Source organism: Streptomyces sp. CA-251387, from assembly GCF_050936625.1.
Classification (GTDB): domain Bacteria; phylum Actinomycetota; class Actinomycetes; order Streptomycetales; family Streptomycetaceae; genus Streptomyces.
Genome location: NZ_JBNJMJ010000001.1, coordinates 4,441,214 through 4,467,136 on the forward strand (window position 1 = coordinate 4,441,214; position 25,923 = coordinate 4,467,136).

The following is a 25,923-nucleotide window of genomic DNA, read 5'->3' on the forward strand; positions in this document are numbered from 1 at the left end:
ATGCGCACGCCCCCCACCCGCAACCTCTACCGGAGGTTTGCGATCTAGTTCACGCGTACCTCACGCCACTGGTTCACTACTTGACGACCGTGATCCGGTTCGCCGCCGGCGGCGCGATCGGGTTCGACGCCGAGGAGTTGGCCGTCAGGTACTTCTCCAGCGCCGTCAGGTCGTCGGAGCCGACCAGGTCGTTCGTGCCCTGGCCCAGCGTCGGGAAGCCGTCGCCGCCGCCCGCGAGGAAGCTGTTCGTGGCGACGCGGTAGGTGGCCGTCGGGTTGATCGCCTCGCCGTTCAGCTTGATCGAGTCGGTCACCACCCGGTCCGCACCCGTCTTCGTCAGGTCCAGCGTGTACGTCAGACCGGACGACACCTGCAGGATCTTCGGCGAGGCGGTGTTCGTCCCGCTCACCTGCTCCTTGAGCACCTGGACGAGCTGCGCTCCGGTGAAGTCCTGGAGGTTCACGGTGTTGGAGAACGGCTGCACGGTGAAGCCCTCGGCGTACGTCACCACACCGTCGCCCTCGCTGCCCTTGGCCACGTAGGTCAGCGGTGCCCGGATGCCGCCCGGGTTCATCAGCGCCAGGTCCGTCTCCGGGTCCAGCTCCTTGCCGTGCGCGAGCTGCGCGTCCGCGATCAGGTCACCGATCGGGGACTCCGTACCGGCGTTGGAGATGTCGGCGGAGATGTAGCCGATCGCGCGGTTGCCGATGGGCGCCGCGAGGGTGTTCCACTTCGAGATCAGCTCGGTCATGTCGGGCGCCTTGGGGACGTCCCGGGTGACCACGTGGTTCGCGGACTTCACGGCCGTACGGGCGATGTCGCCGGTGAAGCGGTCGTACGTCAACGTCGTGTCCGTGTAGAGGCGGCCGAAGGACGCGGCCGAGGTGACCATGCGGGGCTTGCCCGACGGGTCGGGGATCGTGCACACGTACGCGGCGTGCGTGTGGCCGGTGACCAGCGCGTCCACCTGCGGCGTGATGTTCTTGGCGATGTCGACGATCGGGCCGGAGACGCCGTCGCCCGCGCCCGGGGAGTCGCAGTTGTAGTTGTACGAGCCGGAGGCGGGCATGCCGCCCTCGTGGATGAGCGCCACGATCGACTTCACGCCCTGTGCCTGGAGCACGCGCGCGTACTTGTTGATCGTCTCGACCTCGTCCTTGAACTTGAGGCCCTTGACGCCCTCGGCGGAGACGACGCCCGGAGTGTCCTCCAGGGTCACGCCGATGAAGCCGACCTTGACGTCCCTCTTCTTCCACACCCAGTAGGGCTTGAGGATCGGCTTGTTCGTCTTCTCGTCGAGGACGTTCGCGGCGAGGTACGGGAAGTCGGCGCCCTCGAACTCCTCGCCTTCGACGTAACAGCCGGCCGTCGGGTGGCAGCCGCCCTTCTGCAGGCGGGCCAGTTCCTTGGCGCCCTCGTCGAACTCGTGGTTGCCGACCGAGGTGACGTCCAGGTCGAGCTTGTTCAGCGCCTCGATGGTGGGCTCGTCGTGGAAGAGGCCCGAGATCAGCGGGGAGGCGCCGACCATGTCGCCGCCGGCCGCGGTGATGGAGTACTTCTTGCCCTCACGGGCCTGGCGCAGGTGCGTGGCGAGGTACTCGACGCCGCCCGTCCCCTCGATGGTCTTCGTCGTGCCGTCCGGCTGGATCTCGGTGAGCCGGCCGGAGGAACCGGCCGGCGGCTCCAGGTTGCCGTGCAGGTCGTTGAAGGACAGCAGCTGCACGTCCTGGTAGCGGCTGTAGGTGTAACCGCCACCGTGCTGGGCGGAACCCTCCTCCGCCGTCGCCGTCGCGGGGAGCGCCGCGGCCAGCGCGCCCGCGGTGGCGAGACCGGCGGCTCCGGCGAGGAGAAGGTGAGTACGGCGTCTACGGCGCTGGTGCGCCTGTGACTCGGCTGGCATACGCCCCCCTGTGGGTCGAAAGTGACATGGCCCCGTCGGGCGCAGCCTAGAGTCAACGCGCGTAGCGCGACAGAGGGTTCATGGTTACTTTCTGGTTTCCCTTTGCCTGCCCCTTTGCCGCCACATTGCCGGGTGCTCCCCTTACCCTCGTACGCATGACCAGCGACGACACCGCATCCCCTCTCCCCTCCCGTTCCATCGAGACCCACTCCGCGCTCTCCCCGGAGCAGACCGAGGCCGTACTCGAACTGCTGGCGGATGCCGCCCGGAACGACGGGCAGCAGGCGGTGTCCGAGCAGGGCCGGCTGCAGTTGCGCGGCGGCGCACGCGAGGGCGTGTCCCATCTCCTTCTCACCGTGGCCGGCGAACTCGTCGGCTACGCCCAGCTGGAGGACACCGACCCGGTGGAGGCCCCGGCCGCCGAGCTGGTCGTGCACCCCTCGCACCGCGGTCACGGCCACGGCCGCGCGCTCGGCGCGGCCCTCCTCGCCGCGTCCGGCAAGCGGCTGCGGGTGTGGGCCCACGGGGGCCATGCCGCCGCCCGGCACCTCTCCCAGGTGCTCGGCCTCACCCTCTTCCGCGAACTGCGCCAGATGCGCCGCTCACTGGCGGACCTTCAGCTGGCCGACCCGGTGCTCCCCGAGGGCGTGACCGTCCGCACCTTCGTCCCCGGCCAGGACGACACGGCCTGGCTCGCGGTGAACGCCGAGGCCTTCGCCCACCATCCCGAGCAGGGCTCCCTCACCCAGCGCGACCTCGACGACCGCAAGGCCGAGCCGTGGTTCGACCCCGCGGGGTTCTTCCTGGCGGAACGCGAGGGCGAACTCATCGGCTTCCACTGGACGAAGGTCCACGCGGCGGAAGGGCTCGGCGAGGTGTACGTCCTCGGTGTCCGCCCGGGCGCCCAGGGCGGCGGCCTGGGCAGGGCCCTGACGACGATCGGGCTGCGTCATCTGGCGGCACAGGGGCTGCCCACGGCGATGCTGTATGTCGATGCCGACAACAAGGCGGCGGTGTCGGTGTACGAGCGGCTGGGGTTCGTGACGTACGAGACGGACCTGATGTACCGCACGGAGACCTGAGAACGCCGGGTCCGGCAGCGCCGGTAAGGGGCGCGGGGCCGTATCGGGTGCGGCTCCGCCGCGTGGGCGCAACCAGCCACGACGAAGCTGCAGACACCCGAGGGCCCATCGCGCCCCCCGAGCGCTACGCTCTGCCGACCGGCCGAGCCCGCACCACGAGAACGTCCGTCCCCAGCTCGTCACCGGCAATCTCCAGCCCCGCCCACATCGCCCCGGCCGCCAGCAGGTTGAACGGCCGGTGCGGCGCGCACAGCACATCTGTCTCGCCGCCGCCCGCCAAGCGCTCCGCCACGGCACGGGCGGCGGCCTCGGCGTCGGCGGCGTGCTGACCCAGAACAGTGGGCACGGGCTTTCCGGCGCCGGACACGAAGGCCTCCACCAGCAGCAACCGGGGTTCACTCGACCGCCCGGCCCCGCCCGCCCAGCGCCGTACCTGCGTCGTGACCGCGAGCCCGGGCACCGCGCGCCCCACCTCGGCCAGCATCCACCCGGCCTGCACGAGCCCCGTCCCCATCGCCGCGGCCCCCGCCCGCGCCGACCAAGGGCGATTTCCCTCCCCGGCGCGGCCCCGGCCCAGGTGCTGCCACTCGTCGCTCCCCGGCACCGGCACCGCCATCGGCGCCTCCCACGCGAGCACCGCACGCCCACCGGCCTGCAGAGCCTCCGCGACCGAGTCCACGGCCGTCGCCGGATCGGCTCCGTGCCCGGCGAGCGCCTCTCCCGGCATATCGACCGCGGCCCAGGCGAAGGAGCCGGTCCGCACGGAACCCACGTCGACGGCGACCACCCTCATACCCCGCATGGTCACGCGTTCCTCCCCCTCTCGTACACCTCCCCGCTTGACTTCCCGATCTCCTTCCACCACCCTTTCACTACTCAATTAGTGAAAGGGTGGTGGAACGGATGGTCGAGTACCGCATCGACCGGCGCTCCGGCGTCGCCACCTACGTGCAGATCGTCCAGCAGACCAAACAGGCCCTGCGCCTGGGCCTGCTGGAGCCGGGCGACAAGCTGCCCACGGCCCGTGAGGTCGTGGAGGCCACCGCGATCAACCCCAACACCGTCCTCAAGGCCTACCGCGAACTGGAACGCGAGGGCCTGGTCGAGGCGCGGCGGGGACTCGGCACGTTCGTACGACGCGGACTGGGCACGGCCCCGGCCGACTCGCCCCTGCGCGCGGAACTGGACGCCTGGGCCGTACGGGCCCGCGAGGCCGGGCTGGACCGCGAGGACGTGGACGCTCTCTTCACTTCCGTACTGGACACGCACTTCAAGGGGGACGACGCATGACCGAGACCGCCATCGAGGCGGCCGCGCTGAGCAAGAGGTTCGGGCGCCGCCGCAAGCAGGCCCTGGACGGCTGCGCCTTCCGGCTCCCGACGGGCCGGATCTGCGCGGTCGTCGGCCCGAACGGCGCCGGCAAGTCGACCCTGCTCTCCCTCGCCGCCGGACTGCTGCGCCCCACCGACGGCACGATCACCGTCCTCGGCCAGGCCCCGGCGGCGGCCCGCGAGCGCCTGGCGTACGTCGCCCAGGACAAGCCCCTGCACCCCCAGCTCACCGTCGCCGACACCCTGCGGCTGGGGCGGGAACTCAACCCCCGCCACTGGGACGCCGCCGTCGCCGAGCGGATCGTCGCCGAGGGCGACCTCGACCCGGACGCCAAGGTCCGCACGCTCTCCGGCGGCCAGCGCACCCGCGTCGCGCTCGCCCTCGCCCTCGGCAAGCGCCCCGAGGTTCTGCTCCTGGACGAGCCGATGGCCGACCTCGACCCGCTCGCCCGGCACCAGCTGATGGCCACGCTCATGGCCGACGCGGCCGAACGCGGCACCACGGTTGTCATGTCCTCGCACGTCGTCGCCGAGCTGGACGGCGCCTGCGACCACCTCCTGCTCCTCGGCGCCGGCCGCGTCCGCCTCGCCGGCCCGCTGGACGACCTGCTGGCCGCGCACCGGCTCGTCACGGGCCGGGCGGACGCGTCCCTGGACCCGCACACCGTGGTCGAGTCCCGCACGACGGGCCGTCAACTCACCGCGCTGGTACGGCCGGAGGGCCCTCTCGGCGACGGCTGGCAGAGCACCGCCCCGACCCTGGAGGAGCTGGTCCTCGCCCACCTGCGCGCTCCCGAGGCGCCGGTGCTGCGGCTGGACTCCGTGCGGGAGGCTGCCGTATGACCGTCGCCGTGACCGTCGAGAGGCCCACCGCCGTCACGCCCTCCCGGGGGCCGCGCGGCCTGGTCTGGGCGATGCTGCGGCTGCACCGCTCGGCGCTGTGGTTCTGGCTGCTGCTGGTGGCCGCCGGCGCCGGCGCGCTGCTGTGGGCGTACGGCCCGGGGTCGGACGCCGCCTGGGCCGAGTACCGGGCGATGGACTGCGACAACCCGAACCGAGGCATGGGCTGCGACATCCCCGGCCCCGCCTTCACCCTGTACGACAGGGCCCTCTCCGTCGGCGCCGGCCTCCTGAACCTCGTACCGCTCCTCACCGCCGCCTGGGCGGGCGGCGCGCTCATCGGGCGCGAACTGGAAAGCGGCACCGCCCGGTTGGCCTGGACGCAGTCCGTCTCCCCGGTGCGCTGGCTGGCCGCCAAGCTGGCCGTCCCGGCCGCCCTGCTCGTCGCGGGGACACTCGTCCTGACGCTGCTGCACCGCCTCCTGTGGTCGTCGGACGCCCGGCTCCGGCTGACGTTCGGCTTGCGCGAGTGGCACGAGGGCAGCACCTTCGTGGCCAACGGCACCCTCGCCACCGCCTACGCCCTCCTCGGCCTCGCCGTCGGCGCTCTCGTGGGTCTGCTCGTGCAGCGTGCCCTGCCCGCCCTCGGTACCGCGCTCGTGGGCCTGTTCGCCCTCAGGCTCGGGTTCGGAGATCTGCGCCCGCACCTGTGGCCGACCGAGACGGTGACATCCGAGCCCATGGGGATGGTCACCGACGAAGGCGCCCTCACCTCCACCGGCGCCCGCGTCCCGATTCCCGACTGCGCGGGCGAGCCCGGCTGCCTCGCCGCCCGCGACATCACCGGCTTCTACGCCGACTACCACCCGGCCTCCCACTTCTGGCCCCTCCAGCTCATGGAGACCGGCATCGTCCTCGCCGTCGCGGCCCTGGCGGTCCTGATCGCCTTCCGGCTGCTGCGCCGCCGTACCGGAGCCGCCGTATGACCACCGCCCTCACCGCCACGACCTCCCCGGTCGCCCGCACCCCGCGCGGACCGCGCGGCCTGATCTGGGCCGTCCTGCGTGTGCACCGCACGGCGCTGATCCTCTGGGGGCTGGCACTTGTCGCCGCCACGGCCGTCCTGATCTGGATGTCCGCCATCGCGGACGACGCCCGCCCGGCCTACGGCGGATGCGCCGAACCGCCCACGGACGGACTTCCCTCGTGCTCGGCGATCGAGGCGATCACCGCCGACGACATCTACTCCGACGGCATCGCCCTGATCACCACGGCCCTGTCCTGGGTGATCTTCCCCGTGGCCGCTTGGGCGGGCGGCGCGCTCATCGGGCGCGAACTGGAGAACGGCACCGCACGGCTCGCCTGGACCCAGTCGGTCAGCCCGACCCGCTGGCTGGCCGCCAAGCTCGCCGTCCCGGCCGTCCTGCTCACCGCCGGCACCGGTACCGTCCTGCTGCTGAACCTCTGGGCCCGCGGGGACGACAACCCGAACCTCGTCGGGGACTGGTACGGCCCCGACCAGTTCACCGGCATCGGCCCGGTGGCCGTCGCCTCCGCCCTGGCCGGCCTCGCGCTGGGCGCGCTCGCCGGGCTGCTGTGGCGCCGGGCGCTGCCCGCCGCCGGGGCGGGTCTCGTGGCCGCGCTGCTCCTCTACAACACGCTGGAGTATTACCGCGAGGACTTCTGGCCGACGGTCACCCGCGCCGAGAAGGGCGAGTTCGAGCTGCCCCGCTCGGCCTGGCAGACGCACTGGGGCTGGACCTGGGACGGAGACGTCGGCGAGGGCACCCCGCTGACCACCGCGGCCTTCCACCCCCAGTCCCACTTCTGGCCGCTCCAGTACGTGGAGACCGGCATCCTTCTCGCCGTGGCCGCCGCCGCGACAGCCGCCGCGTTCTGGTTGCTGCGCCGCCGCACCCCGTGAAGAGCACCGCAGGCCGCAAAGACCGCCGCACGCCGTAAAGACCCCGCACGTCCCTCCACGGGGGGAGGGACGTGCGGCTCAGGCATATGCTCGGACAGCCGGTCCGGCATGTAGACGCCCGCGGTCCGCCCCCCGCTATCCCACACGCCATGTCTCCGTAACCATTGGTTCAGACGGACTTGCGACGCTCGGCCAATGACCCCCGCCGTGCCAGAGCCTTCGCCACCCCCGGAGGGGAGCGCGAGGAACGGGGACGCACGACGCCTCCCCCCCACGCTCCCACCCGCGCTTTCCGACGCGCCTGTAAGCCTCGACGCGCGGAACAATGGGCATATGAGCCAGTCCACAAACGCCCAGGCCACGGTCCAGCACGCGCAGCCCTCCGTGGGCTCCATAGCGGCGCACCGCCCGCACACGGTCACCTCGGCGGCGGTCGTCTCCGAACTGGAACCCGACATCGACGCCGATCTCGACGCGTACGAGGTCACCGAGATCGACGGCGTCCAGCTGCCCCAGGGCCGCTTCCTGGACCGGGAGCGCAGCTGGCTCGCGTTCAACGAGCGCGTCCTCGAACTCGCCGAGGACCCGAACACCCCGCTCCTGGAGCGGGCGAACTTCCTGGCGATCTTCGCCAGCAACCTGGACGAGTTCTTCATGGTCCGCGTCGCCGGTCTGAAGCGCCGTATCGCCACCGGAGTCGCCACCCGGTCCGCGTCCGGCCTCCAGCCCCGCGAGGTCCTGGAGATGATCTGGGCCCGCTCCCGCGAGCTGATGGCCCGGCACGCCGCCTGCTACCACGAGGACGTCGCCCCCGCCCTCGCGGAGGAGGGCATCCACCTGGTCCGCTGGAACGAGCTGCAGGAGAAGGAGCAGGCCCGCCTGTTCACCCTGTTCCGGCACCAGATCTTCCCGGTGCTGACCCCGCTGGCGGTCGACCCCGCGCACCCGTTCCCGTACATCTCCGGCCTGTCCCTGAACCTGGCCGTGCGCGTACGGAACCCCGTCACCGGCACCCCGCACTTCGCCCGCGTCAAGGTGCCGCCGCTGCTCTCCCGCTTCCTGGAGGCCTCCCCCGGCCGGTTCGTCCCCCTGGAGGACGTGATCGCCGCGCACCTGGAGGAGCTGTTCCCGGGCATGGAGGTGCTGGAGCACCACGCCTTCCGGGTCACCCGCAACGAGGACCTGGAGGTCGAGGAGGACGACGCCGAGAACCTGCTCCAGGCCCTGGAGAAGGAGCTCATGCGGCGCCGCTTCGGGCCGCCGGTGCGCCTGGAGGTCGAGGAGAACATCAACCAGGAGGTCCTGGACCTGCTGGTGCGCGAGCTGAAGATCAGCGAGGCCGAGGTCTACCCGCTGACCGGCCCCCTGGACCTCACCGGCCTCTTCCGCATCGCCTCCATCGACCGGCCCGAGCTGAAGTACCCGAAGTTCGTCGCGGGCACCCATCGCGATCTCGCCGAGGTCGAGTCGGCGTCCGCGCCGGACATCTTCGCGGCCCTGCGCAACCGGGACGTCCTCCTGCACCACCCGTACGACTCCTTCTCCACGTCCGTGCAGGCGTTCCTGGAGCAGGCGGCCGACGACCCGGACGTCCTCGCGATCAAGCAGACCCTGTACCGGACCTCCGGCGACTCCCCCATAGTCAACGCGCTCATCGACGCGGCCGAGGCCGGCAAGCAGGTCCTCGTCCTGGTCGAGATCAAGGCCCGCTTCGACGAGCACGCCAACATCAAGTGGGCGCGCAAGCTGGAGGAGGCCGGCTGCCATGTCGTGTACGGCCTCGTCGGCCTGAAGACCCACTGCAAGCTGTCGCTGGTGGTCCGCCAGGAAGGCGAGACGCTACGGCGCTACAGCCACGTGGGCACCGGCAACTACCACCCGAAGACGGCACGGCTCTACGAGGACCTGGGGCTGCTGACGGCCGACCCGCAGGTCGGCGCGGACCTGTCCGACCTGTTCAACCGTCTCTCCGGCTACTCCCGCCGGGAGACGTACCGCCGCCTTCTGGTGGCCCCCAAGTCCCTGCGCGACGGCCTGGTCTCGCGGATCAACAAGGAGGTCCAGCACCACCGTGCCGGACGTCCCGCCTACATCCGCATCAAGGTGAACTCGCTCGTCGACGAAGCGGTCATCGACGCCTGCTACCGCGCGTCCCAGGCGGGCGTGCCGGTCGACATCTGGGTCCGCGGCATCTGCGCGGTGCGCCCGGGCGTGGCGGGACTGTCGGAGAACATCCGCGTCCGCTCGGTCCTCGGCCGCTTCCTCGAACACTCCCGGGTCTTCGCCTTCGGCAACGGCGGCGAACCCGAGGTGTGGATCGGCAGCGCCGACATGATGCACCGCAACCTCGACCGCCGTATCGAGGCCCTGGTCAGGGTCACCGACCCGGCCCACCGCGCCGCGCTCAACCGGCTCCTGGAGACCGGTATGTCCGACACCACCGCGTCCTGGCACCTCGGCCCGGACGGCGACTGGACCCGGCATGCGACGGACGCGGAAGGCCAGCCCCTGCGCAACGTCCAGGAGATGCTCATAGACGCCCGGAGGCGCCGGCGTGGCACAGCAACACCTTGATCCGACGGACCCCACGGCCGGGGTGATCACGGGCGATGCCCTCGCGGGCTACCTGCGCGCCCAGGCCACGGAGTTCCTCCGAGCCCTGCGCCTGCACCGGGAGACCGGTGCGGGGGCGGCCAACGGCTCGGAGGAGTCCGTCGACGCGGCCCGGGCGCTACGCCGCTCGGCCCGCCGCATCAGCGCCAGCCTGCACACGTTCCGCCCGCTGCTGGACGCCGACTGGTCGGAGGCCATCCGCCCGGAACTGGCCTGGCTCTCGGGGACGCTGGCCCTGGAACACGCCTACGCGGCCCGCCTGGAACGCCTGCTCCTGGCACTCCACCGCCTGTCGGGGGCGACGGCACTGCCGACGCAGCCGGGGGTGGGGGGCTTGCCCGGTGTGGGGGCGCGCGGTCTGTCCGGGGCGAGCGGTGCCTCCGCGGCACGTGCGGGTGGTGCGCCCGGTGTGGGCTCGGGCGGCGTTCCCGGAGTGGGTGCGGGCGCGGGCAACGGCTCGGGCGGCCCGGCTACGGGCAGCGGCTCGGCCGAGGCAGCCGCGGGCGGCCGTACGGAGGCAGCGGACACTCGCGCCGACCGGGCTGCGACCGGCGGCGCTGACGGAGCCTCAGGCCGTCGTACCGACGGAGCCGCGGGGCGCCGTACCGACGCAGCCGCCGGCCGTCGTACCGACGCAACCGCGACCAGCCGCATCGACGCAGCCACGAACCGCACCAACGCGGCTGCGGGCAGTGGTACCGACGCCGCCCCGGCCGGCCGCGTCAACGTAGCCGCGGGCAGTCGTGCCGCTGCTGGGACGGCGCCCGTCCCCCAGAAAGCGGCACCCGGGAGCACCGGCCCCGCGAGCCACCCGACGGCCACCCCGGAGCGCGGCAACCTCACAGTCGGCGCCGCCAAAGCGGGCGCCCTGCTCGAGCGCCAGCTCACCCTCGCCCGGACCCGAGCTCATTCCAGCGCCCTCCAGGCCCTCGGAAGCAGCCGCTTTCACGCCGTGGCCGACAGCATCGCCGTACTGGCCAGCGAGGTCCCCCTCACCCCCGCCGCGGCCACCGCCGACCTGCGCCCCCTCGCGGCAGCCGCCGAGGAGCGGCTCACCGACGCGGTCGCGGCGCTCCCCCTGCTCACCGCCGGCCACCCCTACAACGCGGAGGCCCTGATCCACGGCCTGTCCCCCGACCCCGCCCCGCATCCGCAGGACGCCCCCTGGCACCAGGTCCGCCTGCTGCTGCGCCTGCACCGCTACGCCCGCGAGGTCCTCCACGGCGACGACCACCCGGTGGACGTACGGCTGCTGGCGTCCGGCCAGGCGCTGAACCGGCACCGCGACGCCTCCGAGGCGGCCGCGGCCGCGGCCCAGGCGGCCCGCACCCCGCGTATCGCCCCGGCGACGGCCTACGCCCTCGGCGTGCTGCACGCCGACCAGCGGCACGAGGTGGAGGCGGCGCGGTTCGCGTTCCAGCAGTCCTGGCAGATGCAGACGGTAGGCACCCCTTAGGCACCCCAGGCACCCCTTAGGCACCCAGGCATCCCTGAGGACGGCAGGCGCCCAGGCCCCAGGCCCCAGAACCCGGGCACCCGCCAGCACCCCCGAAGGAGGCATCCCCCGGTGACTCAAGCGAACGACCTCACCGTCCACGCGGCCGGCTGTGTCCTGTGGCGCCGCTCGCCGGTAGACGGTGAGCTGGAGATATGCCTCATCCACCGACCGAAGTACGACGACTGGTCCCACCCCAAGGGCAAGCTGAAGCGCGGCGAGGACGCGCTCGCCGGTGCCCTGCGCGAGGTGGCGGAGGAGACGGGTCACTCCGCTCAGCCCGGCGCCGAGCTGCCGACGCTGCGGTACCTGGCGAACGGCCGCCCCAAGGAGGTCCGCTACTGGGCGGCCGAGGCGGGCCCCGGCACCTTCGTCCCGAGCACCGAGGTGGACCGCCTGCTCTGGCTCTCCCCCACGGCCGCCCGGGGCCGTCTCACCCAACCGCGGGACCGCAGCCTCGTGGACGCTCTGCTGGAATCGCTCCACCTGGCATAGTCCGAAGCAACCCCCACAAAGCCTCGGAATACACCCGTGTCCTCAACGTGAGCGTTCCGTGACCTCACCGCACCGTCCCCAGGGGTTCACCCCGCGTTCATTTACGCCCATCGGCGGCTTCACCTGTTCTGCCTAATTTCAGCCTTGCACGATGTCGGACCGCGCCCCGGGGGGACGTGGCCGCATCACCCAGTCTTCGCACGCCGCCGATATTCAGGACGGCGGCTCCTGGAAGGAACTCCCTCAAGTGAAGCTTCAGCGCAAGAACCGGCGGGCACTCGCTCTCGGCGCTCTCGCCGTCTCCGGCGCCCTGGCCCTCACGGCGTGCGGCTCCGACGACACCGGCTCCAACAACGGCGGTGACGCCTCCGCGCCCGCCAACGCCGCCAAGATCGACTGTGGCGACGCCAGCGGCCAGCTGCAGGCCTCCGGCTCCTCCGCGCAGAAGAACGCGATCGACGCGTGGGTCAAGCAGTACACCGCGGCCTGCAAGAGCGTCCAGATCAACTACAACCCGACCGGTTCGGGCGCCGGCGTCACGGCCTTCCTGCAGGGCCAGACCGCGTTCGCCGGTTCCGACTCCGCCCTGGAGGCGGAGGAGGTCACCGAGTCCAAGAAGACCGCGTGCACGGGCGGCGGCCAGGCCATCGACCTGCCGATGGTCGTCGGCCCGATCGGCGTCGGCTACAACGTGCCGGGTGTCGACAACCTCGTCCTGGACGCCCCGACCCTCGCCAAGATCTTCGACAGCAAGATCACCAACTGGAACGACGCGGCCATCAAGAAGCTGAACCCCGACGCGAAGCTTCCCGACCTCAAGATCCAGGCGTTCCACCGCTCGGACGAGTCCGGCACCACGGACAACTTCACCAAGTACCTGGGCGCCGCAGCCCCGAACGACTGGAAGTACGAGCACAGCAAGTCCTGGGAGGCCAAGGGCGGCCAGTCCGCCTCCGGCTCCTCCGGTGTGGCGCAGCAGGTGAGCCAGACCTCGGGCGCGATCTCCTACATGGAGCTCTCGTACGTCAAGGGCGGCATGAAGGCCGTCAAGATCAAGACGGGTGCCGCCGAGCCGGTCGAGGCCACCACCGAGAACGCCACCAAGTCCATCACCGAGGCCAAGGTCGTCGGCACGGGCAAGGACCTCGCCCTGGAGCTGAACTACACGCCGAAGGCCGAGGGCGCCTACCCGATCACCCTGGTCACGTACGAGATCGTCTGTGACAAGGGCAACAAGGCGGAGACCCTGCCCGCCGTCAAGTCCTTCCTCTCCTACATCGCCTCCGAGGACGGCCAGGGCGTGCTGACCGACGCCGGTTACGCCCCGGTTCCCGACGAGCTGATCACCAAGGTCCGTTCCACCATCTCGGCCCTGAGCTGACCTGAGTGCGGCCCGCTCCCCACCGGAGCGGGCCGCACCTTCCGGTGCACCGCCGCAAGGAGCCTCCCGACCAAGGACGGCTCCGTCATGAGCCGCCCAGCACGGTGGCTCGCAGACCGGAGACCCCAATGGATATATCGACAGAGAACAAGCCCGCTCCACCCACACCCCAGCCGTCTCAAGGCGAGCAGAAGCGCGCCGCGCGTGGCGCCACCCGCCCCGGAGACCGCATCTTCCTCGCCATGTCCCGCGGATCCGGCATCTTCCTGCTGGTGGTCATGGCGGCCATCGCCGTCTTCCTCAGCCTCCGTGCCTTCAACGCGATCAGCAAGGACGAGGCCAACTTCTTCACCACCTTCGAGTGGAACCCGACCGGCGACCCGCCGGTCTTCGGCATCGCGGTCCTGGCCTTCGGCACCGTCGTGTCGTCGATCATCGCCCTGGCCATCGCGGTCCCGGTGTCCATCGGCATCGCCCTGTTCATCACGCACTACGCCCCGCGCAAGCTCGGCGGCCCCATCGCGTACGTGATCGACCTGCTCGCCGCCGTGCCGTCCATCGTCTACGGCCTGTGGGGCGCCCTGGTCCTCGTACCGAACCTGGACGGCCTGTACGGCTGGCTGGACGAGTACCTCGGCTGGACCGGCATCTTCGAGTGGAACGGCGGCGCCCCGCGCTCGCTGTTCACCGTCGGCATCCTGCTCGCGATCATGATCCTGCCGATCATCACCAACGTGAGCCGCGAGGTCTTCCGCCAGGTCCCGCAGATGCACGAGGAGGCCGCGCTGGCCCTCGGCGCCACGCGCTGGGAGGTCATCCGGATGTCGGTCCTCCCCTACGGCCGCTCCGGTGTCATCTCCGCCTCGATGCTGGGCCTCGGCCGCGCGCTCGGCGAGACGATGGCGGTCGCCATGGTCCTGTCGCCGACCTTCGACATCAACGCCAGCCTGCTCGACCCGGGCGGCGGCACCTTCGCCCAGAACATCGCCAGCAAGTTCAACGAGGCCACCGAGAACGGCCGTGACGCGCTCATCGCCTCCGGTCTGGTGCTCTTCGTCATCACCCTGCTGGTCAATGGCACCGCCCGCATCATCATCGAGCGGCGCAAGGAGTTCTCGGGGGCCAACGCATGAGCAACGCAACTCTCTCCGACAAGCGCCCGAGCAGCCTGAAGGGCGCCACGCTGCCCAAGTGGTTCGCCTGGGCGGTCGCCGCGGGCTCGATCGCGCTCGGCCTCGGCATCAGCGCGGCCGCCGGGCTGGACAGCAGCATCCAGTGGGGCCTGATCGCCTCGGTGCTGTTCGTCCTCGGCTCGTACGGCATCTCCGCCCGCGTCGAGGGACGCCGGCAGGCCAAGGACCGTACCGCCACCAGCCTGATCTGGGTCGCGTTCCTGCTCGCCGTGATCCCGCTGGCCTCGCTCGTCTACGAGACGATCAAGCGCGGTGTGAAGGTCCTCGACGGCTACTTCCTCAGCCACTCGATGGGTGTGGTCGCCGACACCGAGCCGGGCGGCGGTATCTACCACGCCATCCTCGGCACGCTGGAGCAGGTCGGCATCGCCACCGTGATCTCCGTGCCGATCGGTGTGCTGACCGCGATCTACCTGGTCGAGTACGGCCGCGGCAAGCTCTCCAAGGCCATCACCTTCTTCGTCGACGTCATGACGGGTATCCCGTCGATCGTCGCGGGTCTGTTCATCCTCAGCCTGTGGATCATCATCCTCGACATGGGCTACTCCGGCTTCGCCGGCTCGATGGCCCTGTCCATCCTGATGCTGCCGGTCGTCGTCCGCTCCACCGAGGAGATGCTCAAGCTCGTCCCGAACGAGCTGCGCGAGGCCTCGCTGGCGCTGGGCGTGCCGAAGTGGCGGACGATCCTCAAGGTGGTTCTGCCGACCTCGATCGGCGGTATCACCACGGGTGTGATGCTCGCGGTGGCCCGTATCACCGGTGAGACCGCTCCGCTGCTGCTGCTGGTGTGGGTGACGAACTTCATCAACGCCAACCCGTTCAAGGACCCGCAGGGGTCGCTGCCGGTGTACATCTACCTGCAGTTCGCGAACAGTGGGGGTCTGGGTCCGGCGTACGACCGTGCCTGGGCGGCGGCTCTGGTGCTCATCGCCTTCATCATGATCCTCAACCTGGCGGCCCGCGGTATCGCCCGCTGGAAGGCGCCGAAGACGGGCCGCTGACGCGGCCATTCAGCGACCCGAATCCCCCCTGAAAGAAGCAGTGATTCACATGGCCAAGCGCATTGATGTCAGCGGCCTCAACGCCTACTACGGTTCCTTCCTGGCCGTCGAGGACATCTCGATGACCGTCGAGCCCCGTTCCGTGACGGCCTTCATCGGCCCGTCCGGCTGTGGCAAGTCCACCTTCCTGCGCACGCTCAACCGCATGCACGAGGTCACGCCGGGCGGCCGCGTCGAGGGCAAGGTCATGCTCGACGACGAGAACCTGTACGGCCCCGGGATCGACCCGGTGGCCGTCCGCCGCGAGGTCGGCATGGTCTTCCAGCGCCCGAACCCGTTCCCCACGATGTCGGTCTACGACAACGTGGCGGCCGGCCTGCGGCTGAACGGCTCCTACAAGAAGTCGCAGCTGGACGACATCGTCGAGAAGTCGTTGAAGGGTGCGAACCTCTGGAACGAGGTGAAGGACCGCCTCAACAAGCCCGGCTCGGGCCTCTCCGGCGGCCAGCAGCAGCGCCTGTGCATAGCGAGGGCGATCGCGGTGGAGCCGAAGGTCCTCCTCATGGACGAACCGTGCTCCGCCCTTGACCCCATCTCCACCCTCGCCATCGAGGACCTGATCGGCCAGCTGAAGGAACGCTTCACGATCGTCATCGTGACGCACAACATGCAGCAGGCGGCGCGTGTCTCCGACCGCACGGCGTTCTTCAACCTGGCGGCGGTGGGCCAGCCGGGTCGCCTGATCGAGATCGACGACACGGAGCGCATCTTCTCCAACCCGTCGGTCCAGGCCACGGAGGACTACATCTCGGGCCGCTTCGGCTGAGCCGACGCCCGACGATATAAACCCCTCGCGGTGCTGCATGGCGGTGCCACCGCGAGGCAGATAAGGGCCCGCCCCCTGGCTCCCGGGGGGCGGGCCCGTGTCTGTGGGGCGGGTTGTGAGTTGCCTCCGGCGGTTGGACCGGGATGCTGCGGCGGCCTCTGGCGGGTGCGCTGGGATGCCTGCGGGGGCGGTGCCGGCGAGCCGCCTGCGCGGGTGTGGTGGGGGTGCGCGTCTATGCCTGCGGCGCCTGTGCGGCTTCGGTGGGGGTTCGCGTAGCGCCTACGGGTGCGTTGTGGGTCGGGGCCGCGCCGGGGGGTGTCCGTCCTCGGACCGGCGGCTGGACTTAGGCCAGGAGGTGCCGCGTGTTGACGCCGGCCACTGCGGGCGGACACCCCCCGACACGTCCCCTTCCCGCCGTACGCGACCGCGGGCCCGCGGGGCACTCCGTCCCAATCCCCACCCACCCACAGACGACTCCGCCACACGCACCGGCGGTCACCTCTCAACGCCGGCCGGCATCTTTCAGCCCGTCCGGCGTTTGAGGACGAGGCCCCTTCAGGGCCGACGGGGGTCCAGGGGGCGGAGCCCCCTGGCGGGGTCGAAGGGGCGAAGCCCCTTCAGGATGGGACGGGTAGGGGCGGCGGGGGCGAGAAAGGCCTCCCCGGCAGCGGAGCGTCCGGCACCGCTACAGGAACGCCAGATGCACAACCCCGAACGCCGCCGCCGCCACCGCCGCCGCCGCCGGCATCGTGATGAACCACCCGAGGACGATGTTCTTGGCCACACCCCACCGCACGGCATTCACCCGCTTCGTCGCCCCGACACCCATGATCGCCGACGTGATGACATGCGTCGTGGAGATCGGCGCCTTGAAGAGAAAGGCCGTGGTGAACATGATCGACGCCCCGGTCGTCTCCGCGGCAAAACCCTGCGGCGGATCCAATTCGATGATCTTGCGCCCGAGCGTCCGCATGATCCGCCAGCCACCCGCATACGTCCCCAGCGACAGCATCACCGCACACACGATCTTGACCCACACCGGAATCGGATCGCCGTAATCCTCGACGTCGGCGATGACCAGCGCCATCACCACGATGCCCATCGTCTTCTGCGCGTCCTGCAGACCGTGCCCGAGCGCCATCCCGGCAGCCGACACGGTCTGCGCGATCCGGAACCCCCGCTTGGCCTTGTGCGGATTGGCCCGACGGAAGATCCACATGATCGCCGTCATCACCAGATAACCCGCACACAGCCCGACGAGCGGCGACACGAACATCGGAATGATGATCTTCTCCAGCACCCCGTGCCAGTACACCGTCGTACCACCCGCGAGCGCCGCCCCCACCATGCCGCCGAACAGCGCGTGCGAGGACGACGAGGGCAGGCCGAAGTACCAGGTGATGAGGTTCCAGGTGATCGCACCCACCAGCGCGGCGAAGAGAATGCCCATCCCCTTCGAGCCCTCGGGTGTCTGAATCAGGCCCTCGCTGACGGTCTTGGCGACACCGGACCCCAGAAAGGCACCGCCGAGGTTCATCACCGCGGCCATCAGCAGAGCGGCCCGCGGCGTCAGCGCCCGAGTCGACACGGAGGTCGCGATGGCATTGGCCGAATCGTGGAAACCGTTGGTGTACGTGAAGAAGAGCGCGACCAGGATGGTCACGACCAGCGCAAAGGTGTCCATGGACGGGTCAGGACTCCTTGACGGCGATGGTCTCCACCGTGTTCGCCACGTGCTCGAAGGCGTCCGCCGCTTCCTCCAGCACATCCACGATCTGCTTGAGCTTGAGGACCTCGATCGCGTCGTACTTGCCGTTGAAGAGGTGCGCGAGGAGCTTGCGGTGTATCTGGTCGGCCTGGTTCTCGAGCCGGTTGACCTCGATCCAGTACTCGGTGAGGTTGTCCATCGTGCGCAGGTTCGGCATCGCCTCGGCGGTCAGCTCCGCCGCGCGCGCCAGCACCTCGATCTGCTGGTCGACGCCCTTGGGCAGTTCCTCGACGTTGTAGAGGACGACCAGGTCGACGGCCTCCTCCATGAAGTCCATGATGTCGTCGAGGGACGAGGCGAGGGAGTAGATGTCCTCGCGGTCGAACGGCGTGATGAACGAGGAGTTCAGCTGGTGGAAGATCGCATGCGTGGCGTCGTCACCTGCGTGTTCCGCGGCCCGCATACGCTCTGCGATCTCGGCCCGGCCGGCGTTGTCCGCCCCGAGCAGTTCCATCAGGAGTTTCGAGCCCGTGACGATGTTGTCCGCGGATGCGGCGAACATGTCGTAGAAGCTCGTCTCCCGGGGGGTCAGACGAAATCGCACGTGGGGTCCTCAGGAAGCATCGGTTTCGGTCAGGCTGATGCTAGGCGCATCATCCGGCCACGGCTAATGGGCCGTCCTCCAGTGTCGCCCATCGGGCACAGTGGTCGGCACGGGGGCTGCCCAGTGGTCCAGTCCAAGGGCCGTTCGCTGCGTCGGCCACAAGGCCCTATACCCAGCAAAGTTCGGTACGATATACCCGGTAGGGGTATGGAAGCGGTTTACGTCGGGAGGACGCGATGACGACCACAGAGGCCGGCGCAGGTGCGCCCTCCGCCGCCGACGAGGCCGTGGAAACGGCCGTCACGGACATCGTGACGGACCACGACCGAGGCGTCCACGGCTACCACAAACAAAAGGACGAGCACCTCAAGCGCCTGCGCCGCATCGAGGGCCAGATCCGGGGCCTGCAGCGCATGGTCGACGAGGACGTCTACTGCATCGACATACTCACGCAGGTGTCCGCCTCCACGAAGGCCCTGCAGTCCTTCGCCCTCCAGCTCCTGGAGGAACACCTCCGCCACTGCGTCGCCGACGCGGCCCTCAAGGGCGGCGCGGAGATCGACGCGAAGGTGGAGGAGGCGACGAAGGCGATCGGCCGCCTGCTGCGGACCTGAGGGCGACCGCCCGGGAGAGCGGACTCACTCCCCCTGCGCGTCCCGTTCCTCGGCGACTCGCAGCACCTCGTCGATGCTTTCCAGGCTGAGCCGCTCCTCGCGGGCGGCCGAGGCCGCGATGATCAGCTCTCCGCACAGCTCGATCTCGGCGAGGGCGACGTGGTCCTGAACTGCCGTACCGCCGACCGGAGCCACGTGCATCACCTCTTCTCTGCCGTTACCGACTTCCTAGAGTAGGGAGCGGCCTACACACCGCGCATGGCACGGACGGGCTAGTTCTTGACGCCCGTCACGCACGCATACGCCGACCCTCACTCCTCGGCGATCTTGCCGGCGAAGATGTCGTCGCCGTCCGGCAGCCGTACGTCGACGGGGGCCCCGAAGTCGTACAGCAAGGTCGTCGAGGCCACGGCGACGGCATCGCTCTGCTGCCCGTTGACGAAGCTGAACCGATGCCGCACCTTCCGGATCCGGCCGGCGTCGTCCAGATACACATCGAACGGCACCTGATCCGTGGCGAACCCTTTCGCCGCTGCCGCCAGGGCTTCCTTGTTCCCGTCGGACGCGTCCTGAGCGGCGGCGCCGAGGTCGGCCGTCCCCCGGTAATGCCGCACCGGCGTACCGGCGACCTCGTTCTTCCCCACATACGTCGCCGTCCGCGCGCCACGCAGCACCTCGGCCGCGGCGAACGGATCGGTGGCCCCGCCGGTGACCAGGTTCCCGTCCGACAGCGACCGCGTATCGACCCGCACCCACTTGTCGGCAGGCACACCGGCACCGCGGTTCTTCATGTACAGAGCCCCAGGAGCGAGCAGCTCCATGATCGGCCGATGCGCGATGGCGCCGGCGGGATCCTGCGGCAACAGCACCTTCAGCCGCCCCACCCGCCGACGGAAGTCGTACACCCCCTCGCCGCGGATGGTGACGCGGGTGCCGCCGGTGGCCATCTCCATGGACGTACGGGCCTTGGAGCTGCGGGCCCCTACGAGCGCATCGGCGGCCCGCTGCACCTCCTCCACGGCATCCCGCCCACGCGAGTCATCCACCGCGGCCCCGCTCTCCGCGCACCCGCTGCCCGCGAGACAGACGCACAAGAGCCCAGCCGCGACGCCCGCCCCCTGCCTCCGCCTGTGCTGCTGCCGCTCCGTCATCGCCTGCCTACCCCCAGCCGGTACGTCCGTCACGGGCCCCCTGTCGTTCCGGTTAACGACGGGTAGGTGCCCCCGTCACGCCGCCCGGAGGCGTTGCGCTTACTTGCCCTGGGTAGCGTTGTCGACGTGGCGCAGCAGGACGGATCTACGGCCCCCGGAGAACACCGCGGCCCCGACGACCACCGCACGACGACGGTGGAGAAGGGCCCCTTCTGCACAGCCCACTGCACCTGCGGCTGGCGGGGCCCGGCGAGACGCGCCCGCAGCCTGGCGCGGGCGGACGCGGCGTCGCATACGGGGAGTTGAGGTCGTCGATCGAGGTCAGTGCCAGTTGCTGATCTTGACGTCGCCCGGCGCCGGCTCGCCCTTCCCCGTTTCGACCAGCTTCTTGAGGCTCATCAGGAAGGTCGCCCACTTGGTGCTGCAGTGGTACATGAACTCCACCGGCTCCTTCCAGCCCTCATGCCGGAACAGCACGATCGTGAAGCCGTCCTCCTGCTTGAGGTCGAAGCGGATCCGCGTACCGATCCACTCCTCGGGACCGTCGACGACCTCCCAGCGCACGCGCTCGGCCGGCTGAGCCTCCAGCACCTTCATGTCGAACCCACCGGGCTCGAAGCGGAACCGGATCACCCCTCCGACGTTCGCATCGCCGTCCGTGTCCTGTGTCCACCAGCTCGACAGTCCTTCGATCGTGGTCAGGGCCACGTAGACGTCGTCCGGGGACGCCGTGGCTCCGACCCTGTGCAGGATGTCCACCATCTCGATGCCTCTCTCTCGTGTGGTCAGCGCCCGATTCCGGGCAAGAGGTCCGTTCCTTCAGGTCAGTGCTCGGGTCAGCCCTCGGGCCAGATCTCGGGCCAGTCCTCGACTCAGTGCTCGGGCCAGTCCTCGGGCCAGCCCTCGGCTCAGTCCTCCTGGCTGCGCTGAATCGCTTCGGCGATCCGCTTGATGCGCTGGAGCCGGGCGTCCCAGGCGGCCCCGACCGACGACAGCTGTGCGACGGCGCGGGCGAGCTGGGCCTCGTCGACCTGGTAGAGGCGCTCGCGTCCGGACGGCGTGACGTGGACCAGCCCGACCCGGCCGAGTACGCCGAGGTGCTTGGCGACCGCCTGCCGCGTCACCGGCAGCTGCTCGCTCAGCGTGGTCGCCGTCCCGCCGCCTCCGGTCAGCAGCAGGTCGAGCATCCGCCGCCGGATGGGGTCCCCCACCGCCGACCAGAGCTCATCGTCGACGGTGACACTCATGACGTCGACACCAGCCGGGCGATGTACGTGACGAGGCGCGGCAGGAAGTAGTCCCAGCCGGTGACGTGCTCGCGGTACTGCTCCTCGAGCACAGCCGCCTCCCAGCCCTTCTCCCGGAACCCCGCTTCGGAGAAGCGCAGCAGCGTGCCCGCGCCCGACGGGACCAGGTTGAAGGTGACGAGCAGCGAGTTGCCCACGGTGGCGGCCTCGCCCTCGTCGTACACCCACCGGAAGGAGAACCGCCGGGGCGGGTCGGCCTCCACCACGGTGACCGGCACGACCTTCACGTCCGGCGCCGCCCTGTCCCCGAACGAGATGACACCGGCGGCCCCGGGCACCGGCTCGAGCTCCGCCTCGTCCGGCCACCACTCCCGCAGGTGTTCGGGCCTGCTGACGACCTCGTAGACCACCTCGGGCGTGGCTTCGATGTAGATCTCCCGCTCGATGCTGCCGTACTCCATCCACTCCCACCCTCTCGCAACCTTTGGTTGCACATCACTCTAGAACGCTCTCGGGGCATGCGCAACCATTGGTTGCGAAACGGGCCGATGCCACAGGGGACTCCGCCACACGCACCGAGGGTCACCTCTCGGCACCGGCGGTCGCCTCCCAGCGCCGGCCGACATCTTTCAGCCCGTCCGGCGTTTGAGGACGAGGCCCCTTCAGGGCCGACGGGGGTCCAGGGGGCGGAGCCCCCTGGCGGGGTCGAAGGGGCGGAGCCCCTTCAGGATGGGACGGGTAGGGGCGGCGGGGGCGAGAACCCTCCGCACCCGCACCCGACAGACCACCGCCACCAGGGAACCCCGACCCCCACGCCCCCGTCTCGTTCCACGGAACCCCCAGGAGGCGACATGGAACGGCGTACCTTCATCGGCGGCGGCGCAGCAGCAGCCCTCACCGCCCTCGCAACAACCGCCTGCAAGGGCAGCGCAGACACGGGCACAGCCACCACCACAGCCACAACCACCCGCACCGAAACCACCGCCACCAGCAAAACCGCCACCACCTCCCGCCGCCCAGCCGCCACCCCCGCCAACTGGACCGCCCTGGCCAGGGACCTCGACGGCCCCCTCATACGCCCCGGCGACGCCGCCTGGAAGTCGGCCCACCAGCTCTACAACACCCGCTTCGACGCCCTGAAGCCCACCGCCGTCGCCTACGTCGCCCACCCCGACGACATCCGCACCACCCTCGCCTACGCCCGAGCCCACAACCTCCACGTCGCCATCCGCAACGGCGGCCACTCCTACGCCGGCTGGTCCTCCGGCAACAACCGCCTGATCATCGACATCTCCAAGCTCAACCGCATCCGAGCGAGCGGCAACACCGCAGTGATCGGCGCCGGCTCCAAACTCATCGACGTCTACCGAGCCCTCGCCGCCAAGGGCGTCACCATCCCCGCCGGCTCCTGCCCCACCGTCGGCGTCTCCGGCCTGACCCTCGGCGGCGGCCACGGCGTCACCTCCCGCGCCTACGGCCTGACCTGCGACAGCCTCACCCAGGCCACCCTGATCACCGCGGACGGCAAGCAGCTCACCGCCAACGCCACCACCAACAAGGACCTGTTCTGGGCCCTGCGCGGCGCGGGCAACGGCAACTTCGGCGTCGTGACGGAACTGCAGTTCAAGACCCACCCCGCCCCCCAGGCCGTAACGGCATACATGACGTGGCCCTGGTCGAAGGCGGCCGCGCTGATCAAGGCGTGGCAGGAGTGGGGCCCGACCCAGCCCGACGAGATCTGGTCGTCCCTGCACCTGGCGAACCACGCCGGCGGCACCCCGACCATCTCCGTCGCCGCGTTCTCCCTGGGCACCTACCGCGAGCTCCAGAACGCGGTGGACCGCCTGGCCGACCGCCCCGGCGGTCCCGGCCCCGCGAGCAACGTCTCCCTCAAGCGCCGCTCGTACGAGGAGTCGATGGAGCTCTACGCGGGCTGCTCCTCCTTCTCGACAGACGCCCAGTGCCACCTCCCCGGCTCCACCCCGGGCCGCTCCCCGCAGGGCGCGCTGGGCCGTGAGACATACGCGGCGAAGTCGGACTTCTTCGACCGCTCGCTCTCCTCGGCGGGCATCCAGACGCTGATGAGGCAGGTCCAGTCGGTCCGCGGCGGCTCCGGCAGCATCGCCCTCACCGCCCTCGGCGGGGCCGTCAACCGCGTCTCCCCCACGGCGACGGCCTTCGTGCACCGCCGTTCACGCATGCTGGCCCAGTACATCGCCTCATGGCGCGCCGGCACGACGGGCTCCGCGGCCCAGGCCTGGCTGAAGTCGGCACACGACGCGATGCGGCCGTACGCCTCGGGCGCCGCGTACCAGAACTACTCCGACCCTGGCCTGAGCGACTGGCGCAAGGCGTACTACGGGGATGCGGCGACGCGCCTGACGAGGCTGAAGAAGCAGTACGACCCGGAGAGGTTCTTCACATACCCGCAGGCGCTATAGCCCGCAGGCGCTGTAGCGCCCCAACGGGCGCGGGGCTGTGTCGTTATGCGGCTCCGCCCCGCGTGGGCGCGCCCGGCCACGAGGGGCCCGCAGACGGGCGACGGCCTGTCGCGGCACTCCCGGCGGTAGCGCTCGGCGGAGCGCTACGCGGCCAGATCCCGCTCCTCAGCCCCCGCGGTCTCCTTCCGAGCCCCCGGAATCAACGCGTCCTGCCCACCCACCCGGGACCGTCCCCGCGACTTGATCAGCCACCCGCCTCTCGGCGACCGCTCGACGGCGGACATCACGGGCGTCAGCAGGGCCATGGCCAGGGGCGACAGCAGCAGCGCGACGGCGGTGCCGAGCGCGAACCCGCCCACCACGTCCGTCGGGTAGTGCACGCCCATGTAGACCCGGCAGAACCCTTCGAGAAGGGCGAGCCCGATCCCGATCAACCCGAACTTCCGATTCGCGACGAACAGCCCGACCCCCAGAGCCATGGCAATCGTCGCGTGATCACTCACGAACGAGAAGTCGGTCTTGCCGGTCACCAGGACCTCAAGGCCTTGGTGATCGTTGAAGGGCCGGGGCCGTTCGACGAACCCCCGTATGGGCACGTTCACCAGCACGGCGATCGCGGCGGCCAGCGGCGTCCACACGAGCGCGGCCACCGAGGAGGCGGCGTCCTCCGCGCCCCGCCGCCGCACGGACCACCAGCACCACACCACGAGCAGGATCATGGCGAGCAGCAGCCCGTACTCACCGACGTACTCCATGACCCGGTCGAACCACCGCGGGGCGTCCTTGGCCAGGCCATTGATGTCGTAGAGCAGCTCGACGTCGGGGTTCGACCCGGATGCTGCGAGTCCAGCCATGATGCCGCGGCCCCTTCATCGTCTCTTCGGCGCGATCTTGCGTACGCCGCTCCGCCCACCCCCGTGGTTTGCAGATCCCCGTGGTTGTAGATCCGGCTACGACACCAGGAACGCACGGCCCCTGTGAATACGTTCCACCCTCCACTGAATGATCACTCAGACGTTATCGAAGAGAGACCCATCGCCGCAGCTCAGGGGGAGGGTTCACGCTCCGTCTACACCGTCGTGGGCAGCGCATTCGCGCCATCTTCGGTGACCCGGGTGGCCCCGAAGTACTCCGCGGTGTCGATCGGGTCGAACCGGATCACAGCACCCGTTCTCGGTGCGTCGATCATGTACCCGCCACCCACATAAATCCCGACATGGTGGATGGCCCGGGAGTTGCTGAGGTCTTTCGAGAAGAAGACCAGATCGCCGGGGAGCAGCTCGTCCCTGGCCGGATGCGGCCCCGCGTTGTACTGGTCGTTGGCGACGCGCGGCAGCGTGATTCCGACACTCTCGTACGCGGCCTGCGTCAACCCCGAGCAGTCGAACCGCCCACCGTCCTCGGCGGTGCCCTCCCCGCCCCAGAGGTAGGGCGTGCCGAGCTTCTTCTGGGCGTAGTAGATGGCCCCGGCGGCCTGCTTGCTGGGATCCACCCGGCTGACGGGCGCGGCGAAGCTCTCCTCCAGCGTCGTGATCGTCTTCACGTAGTTCTGGGTCTCCTTGTACGGCGGGACGCCCCCGTACTTGATGACCGCGTACGCCCCGGCGTTGTAGGACGCGAGCATGTTCTTGGTGGGGTCGCCGGGCACGTCCTTCACATACGAGGCGAGCGTGCAGTCGTACTTCGCGGCCGACGGAATCGCGTCATTGGGATCCCAGACATCCCGGTCGCCGTCCCCGTCCCCGTCGATACCGTGCGTGGCCCACGTCCCCGGGATGAACTGCGCTATCCCCTGCGCCGCCGCCGCGCTCTGCGCCTTCGGGTTGAACCCGCTCTCCTGGTACAGCTGGGCGGCGAGCAGCGCGGGATTGATGGCGGGGCACAGATTGCCCCACTTCTGCACCAGCGCCTGGTAGGCGGCCGGCACGGCCCCCTTGGCCAGCGACCTGGCCGCTCCGCCGACCCCGCCGGCAAGGTTCCCGGCGACGATGTAGACCCCGACGACGAGCAGCATCACGAAGCTGAGGCCCGCCGCGACAGCGGCACCCGCCACGATCCATGCCTTACGCACCGTCAA

General features: G+C 70.3%; 26 protein-coding genes and 1 pseudogene. 16 read left to right on the forward strand and 11 right to left on the reverse strand.

Annotated features, from left to right (window positions below):
* Nucleotides 1–76: 76 nt before the first annotated feature.
* Nucleotides 77–1,900, reverse strand: coding sequence for a bifunctional metallophosphatase/5'-nucleotidase (locus tag ACQEV2_RS19800; protein WP_433042963.1), 1,824 nt, complete (start codon nt 1,898–1,900; stop codon nt 77–79).
* 155 nt (nt 1,901–2,055) lie between these two features.
* Between ACQEV2_RS19800 and mshD the strand changes: the two genes are divergently transcribed.
* Nucleotides 2,056–2,982 (forward strand): mycothiol synthase, encoded by a 927-nt coding sequence (mshD, locus tag ACQEV2_RS19805; RefSeq protein WP_433042966.1) that lies wholly within the window; start codon nt 2,056–2,058, stop codon nt 2,980–2,982.
* A gap of 124 nt (nt 2,983–3,106) precedes the next feature.
* Here the strand turns inward: mshD and ACQEV2_RS19810 are convergent, their stop codons facing one another.
* On the reverse strand, nt 3,107–3,775 hold the full coding sequence (locus ACQEV2_RS19810) for a hypothetical protein (protein ID WP_433042969.1): 669 nt from the start codon (nt 3,773–3,775) through the stop codon (nt 3,107–3,109).
* 110 nt (nt 3,776–3,885) lie between these two features.
* Between ACQEV2_RS19810 and ACQEV2_RS19815 the strand changes: the two genes are divergently transcribed.
* From ACQEV2_RS19815 to pstB, 12 genes and pseudogenes are all read left to right on the forward strand, one after another.
* The gene (locus ACQEV2_RS19815) at nt 3,886–4,272 is read left to right on the forward strand and encodes a GntR family transcriptional regulator (protein WP_433042972.1); all 387 of its coding nucleotides are present in this window, start codon (nt 3,886–3,888) and stop codon (nt 4,270–4,272) included.
* A complete protein-coding gene (locus ACQEV2_RS19820) occupies nt 4,269–5,156 on the forward strand; it encodes an ABC transporter ATP-binding protein (protein ID WP_433042975.1) in 888 nt (295 codons plus the stop codon). The genes ACQEV2_RS19815 and ACQEV2_RS19820 overlap by 4 nt, the downstream gene beginning before the upstream one ends.
* The gene (locus ACQEV2_RS19825; RefSeq protein ID WP_433042978.1) at nt 5,153–6,139 is read left to right on the forward strand and encodes an ABC transporter permease; all 987 of its coding nucleotides are present in this window, start codon (nt 5,153–5,155) and stop codon (nt 6,137–6,139) included. The genes ACQEV2_RS19820 and ACQEV2_RS19825 overlap by 4 nt, the downstream gene beginning before the upstream one ends.
* Nucleotides 6,136–7,077 (forward strand): hypothetical protein, encoded by a 942-nt coding sequence (locus tag ACQEV2_RS19830; protein ID WP_433042981.1) that lies wholly within the window; start codon nt 6,136–6,138, stop codon nt 7,075–7,077. The genes ACQEV2_RS19825 and ACQEV2_RS19830 overlap by 4 nt, the downstream gene beginning before the upstream one ends.
* Before the next feature lie 195 nt (nt 7,078–7,272).
* Complete coding sequence (locus ACQEV2_RS19835) at nt 7,273–9,651, forward strand: RNA degradosome polyphosphate kinase (protein ID WP_433042984.1); 2,379 nt, start codon at nt 7,273–7,275, stop codon at nt 9,649–9,651.
* A 22-nt stretch (nt 9,652–9,673) separates the two neighbouring features.
* Nucleotides 9,674–9,931, forward strand: a pseudogene (locus ACQEV2_RS19840) (CHAD domain-containing protein); the annotation flags it as partial.
* A 168-nt stretch (nt 9,932–10,099) separates the two neighbouring features.
* Entirely contained in the window at nt 10,100–11,146 is a 1,047-nt protein-coding gene (locus tag ACQEV2_RS19845) for a CHAD domain-containing protein (protein WP_433054595.1), read from the forward strand.
* A gap of 111 nt (nt 11,147–11,257) precedes the next feature.
* Nucleotides 11,258–11,680, forward strand: coding sequence for an NUDIX hydrolase (locus tag ACQEV2_RS19850; protein ID WP_433042987.1), 423 nt, complete (start codon nt 11,258–11,260; stop codon nt 11,678–11,680).
* Nucleotides 11,681–11,927: 247 nt separating this feature from the next.
* Entirely contained in the window at nt 11,928–13,061 is a 1,134-nt protein-coding gene (gene pstS / locus ACQEV2_RS19855; protein WP_433054598.1) for a phosphate ABC transporter substrate-binding protein PstS, read from the forward strand.
* Between the two features lie 128 nt (nt 13,062–13,189).
* Entirely contained in the window at nt 13,190–14,194 is a 1,005-nt protein-coding gene (gene pstC / locus ACQEV2_RS19860; RefSeq protein ID WP_433042990.1) for a phosphate ABC transporter permease subunit PstC, read from the forward strand.
* Nucleotides 14,191–15,255: a phosphate ABC transporter permease PstA gene (pstA, locus tag ACQEV2_RS19865; RefSeq protein ID WP_433042993.1), complete on the forward strand. Its 1,065-nt coding sequence runs from the start codon at nt 14,191–14,193 to the stop codon at nt 15,253–15,255. The genes pstC and pstA overlap by 4 nt, the downstream gene beginning before the upstream one ends.
* 49 nt (nt 15,256–15,304) lie before the next feature.
* Nucleotides 15,305–16,081, forward strand: coding sequence for a phosphate ABC transporter ATP-binding protein PstB (gene pstB / locus ACQEV2_RS19870; protein ID WP_433042996.1), 777 nt, complete (start codon nt 15,305–15,307; stop codon nt 16,079–16,081).
* Nucleotides 16,082–16,766: 685 nt separating this feature from the next.
* Here pstB and ACQEV2_RS19875 read toward each other — a convergent pair.
* Nucleotides 16,767–17,765: an anion permease gene (locus tag ACQEV2_RS19875; RefSeq protein ID WP_433042999.1), complete on the reverse strand. Its 999-nt coding sequence runs from the start codon at nt 17,763–17,765 to the stop codon at nt 16,767–16,769.
* A gap of 7 nt (nt 17,766–17,772) precedes the next feature.
* Complete coding sequence (locus ACQEV2_RS19880) at nt 17,773–18,393, reverse strand: DUF47 domain-containing protein (RefSeq protein WP_433043002.1); 621 nt, start codon at nt 18,391–18,393, stop codon at nt 17,773–17,775.
* A gap of 236 nt (nt 18,394–18,629) precedes the next feature.
* On the opposite strand from ACQEV2_RS19880, the gene ACQEV2_RS19885 reads away from it, so the two are divergent.
* Nucleotides 18,630–19,007, forward strand: coding sequence for a metal-sensitive transcriptional regulator (locus ACQEV2_RS19885; protein WP_433043005.1), 378 nt, complete (start codon nt 18,630–18,632; stop codon nt 19,005–19,007).
* 24 nt (nt 19,008–19,031) lie between these two features.
* Here ACQEV2_RS19885 and ACQEV2_RS19890 read toward each other — a convergent pair whose 3' ends face one another.
* Together ACQEV2_RS19890 and ACQEV2_RS19895 are read right to left on the reverse strand one after the other, a co-directional pair.
* Nucleotides 19,032–19,208 (reverse strand): hypothetical protein, encoded by a 177-nt coding sequence (locus ACQEV2_RS19890; protein WP_433043008.1) that lies wholly within the window; start codon nt 19,206–19,208, stop codon nt 19,032–19,034.
* A 110-nt stretch (nt 19,209–19,318) separates the two neighbouring features.
* Nucleotides 19,319–20,158 (reverse strand): hypothetical protein, encoded by an 840-nt coding sequence (locus tag ACQEV2_RS19895; protein ID WP_433043011.1) that lies wholly within the window; start codon nt 20,156–20,158, stop codon nt 19,319–19,321.
* A 126-nt stretch (nt 20,159–20,284) separates the two neighbouring features.
* On the opposite strand from ACQEV2_RS19895, the gene ACQEV2_RS19900 reads away from it, so the two are divergent.
* Nucleotides 20,285–20,464: a hypothetical protein gene (locus tag ACQEV2_RS19900; RefSeq protein ID WP_433043014.1), complete on the forward strand. Its 180-nt coding sequence runs from the start codon at nt 20,285–20,287 to the stop codon at nt 20,462–20,464.
* A 15-nt stretch (nt 20,465–20,479) separates the two neighbouring features.
* Here ACQEV2_RS19900 and ACQEV2_RS19905 read toward each other — a convergent pair whose 3' ends face one another.
* The 3 genes from ACQEV2_RS19905 to ACQEV2_RS19915 form a co-directional block, all read right to left on the reverse strand.
* Nucleotides 20,480–20,920, reverse strand: a complete 441-nt coding sequence (locus ACQEV2_RS19905; RefSeq protein ID WP_433043017.1) for an SRPBCC family protein — start codon at nt 20,918–20,920, stop codon at nt 20,480–20,482.
* A 146-nt stretch (nt 20,921–21,066) separates the two neighbouring features.
* Entirely contained in the window at nt 21,067–21,405 is a 339-nt protein-coding gene (locus ACQEV2_RS19910) for an ArsR/SmtB family transcription factor (protein WP_433043020.1), read from the reverse strand.
* On the reverse strand, nt 21,402–21,866 hold the full coding sequence (locus ACQEV2_RS19915) for an SRPBCC domain-containing protein (protein WP_433043024.1): 465 nt from the start codon (nt 21,864–21,866) through the stop codon (nt 21,402–21,404). Before ACQEV2_RS19915 ends, ACQEV2_RS19910 begins: the two co-directional genes overlap by 4 nt.
* Nucleotides 21,867–22,256: 390 nt before the next feature.
* Between ACQEV2_RS19915 and ACQEV2_RS19920 the strand changes: the two genes are divergently transcribed.
* Nucleotides 22,257–23,846: an FAD-binding oxidoreductase gene (locus ACQEV2_RS19920; protein WP_433043027.1), complete on the forward strand. Its 1,590-nt coding sequence runs from the start codon at nt 22,257–22,259 to the stop codon at nt 23,844–23,846.
* Nucleotides 23,847–23,989: 143 nt separating this feature from the next.
* On the opposite strand, the gene ACQEV2_RS19925 is transcribed toward ACQEV2_RS19920, so the two are convergent.
* Complete coding sequence (locus ACQEV2_RS19925; protein ID WP_433043030.1) at nt 23,990–24,700, reverse strand: phosphatase PAP2 family protein; 711 nt, start codon at nt 24,698–24,700, stop codon at nt 23,990–23,992.
* Between the two features lie 215 nt (nt 24,701–24,915).
* Nucleotides 24,916–25,923: an NlpC/P60 family protein gene (locus ACQEV2_RS19930; protein ID WP_433043033.1), complete on the reverse strand. Its 1,008-nt coding sequence runs from the start codon at nt 25,921–25,923 to the stop codon at nt 24,916–24,918.

What these genes read in the sequence shown, in the direction of transcription:
- ACQEV2_RS19800 (WP_433042963.1), bottom strand. Translation starts at nt 1,900, where the DNA reads ATGCCAGCCGAGTCACAGGCGCACCAGCGCCGTAGACGCCGTACTCAC.
- mshD (WP_433042966.1), top strand. Translation starts at nt 2,056, where the DNA reads ATGACCAGCGACGACACCGCATCCCCTCTCCCCTCCCGTTCCATCGAG.
- ACQEV2_RS19810 (WP_433042969.1), bottom strand. Translation starts at nt 3,775, where the DNA reads ATGAGGGTGGTCGCCGTCGACGTGGGTTCCGTGCGGACCGGCTCCTTC.
- ACQEV2_RS19815 (WP_433042972.1), top strand. Translation starts at nt 3,886, where the DNA reads ATGGTCGAGTACCGCATCGACCGGCGCTCCGGCGTCGCCACCTACGTG.
- ACQEV2_RS19820 (WP_433042975.1), top strand. Translation starts at nt 4,269, where the DNA reads ATGACCGAGACCGCCATCGAGGCGGCCGCGCTGAGCAAGAGGTTCGGG.
- ACQEV2_RS19825 (WP_433042978.1), top strand. Translation starts at nt 5,153, where the DNA reads ATGACCGTCGCCGTGACCGTCGAGAGGCCCACCGCCGTCACGCCCTCC.
- ACQEV2_RS19830 (WP_433042981.1), top strand. Translation starts at nt 6,136, where the DNA reads ATGACCACCGCCCTCACCGCCACGACCTCCCCGGTCGCCCGCACCCCG.
- ACQEV2_RS19835 (WP_433042984.1), top strand. Translation starts at nt 7,273, where the DNA reads ATGACCCCCGCCGTGCCAGAGCCTTCGCCACCCCCGGAGGGGAGCGCG.
- pstC (WP_433042990.1), top strand. Translation starts at nt 13,190, where the DNA reads ATGGATATATCGACAGAGAACAAGCCCGCTCCACCCACACCCCAGCCG.
- pstA (WP_433042993.1), top strand. Translation starts at nt 14,191, where the DNA reads ATGAGCAACGCAACTCTCTCCGACAAGCGCCCGAGCAGCCTGAAGGGC.
- pstB (WP_433042996.1), top strand. Translation starts at nt 15,305, where the DNA reads ATGGCCAAGCGCATTGATGTCAGCGGCCTCAACGCCTACTACGGTTCC.
- ACQEV2_RS19875 (WP_433042999.1), bottom strand. Translation starts at nt 17,765, where the DNA reads ATGGACACCTTTGCGCTGGTCGTGACCATCCTGGTCGCGCTCTTCTTC.
- ACQEV2_RS19885 (WP_433043005.1), top strand. Translation starts at nt 18,630, where the DNA reads ATGACGACCACAGAGGCCGGCGCAGGTGCGCCCTCCGCCGCCGACGAG.
- ACQEV2_RS19890 (WP_433043008.1), bottom strand. Translation starts at nt 19,208, where the DNA reads ATGCACGTGGCTCCGGTCGGCGGTACGGCAGTTCAGGACCACGTCGCC.
- ACQEV2_RS19895 (WP_433043011.1), bottom strand. Translation starts at nt 20,158, where the DNA reads ATGACGGAGCGGCAGCAGCACAGGCGGAGGCAGGGGGCGGGCGTCGCG.
- ACQEV2_RS19905 (WP_433043017.1), bottom strand. Translation starts at nt 20,920, where the DNA reads ATGGTGGACATCCTGCACAGGGTCGGAGCCACGGCGTCCCCGGACGAC.
- ACQEV2_RS19910 (WP_433043020.1), bottom strand. Translation starts at nt 21,405, where the DNA reads ATGAGTGTCACCGTCGACGATGAGCTCTGGTCGGCGGTGGGGGACCCC.
- ACQEV2_RS19915 (WP_433043024.1), bottom strand. Translation starts at nt 21,866, where the DNA reads ATGGAGTACGGCAGCATCGAGCGGGAGATCTACATCGAAGCCACGCCC.
- ACQEV2_RS19920 (WP_433043027.1), top strand. Translation starts at nt 22,257, where the DNA reads ATGGAACGGCGTACCTTCATCGGCGGCGGCGCAGCAGCAGCCCTCACC.
- ACQEV2_RS19925 (WP_433043030.1), bottom strand. Translation starts at nt 24,700, where the DNA reads ATGGCTGGACTCGCAGCATCCGGGTCGAACCCCGACGTCGAGCTGCTC.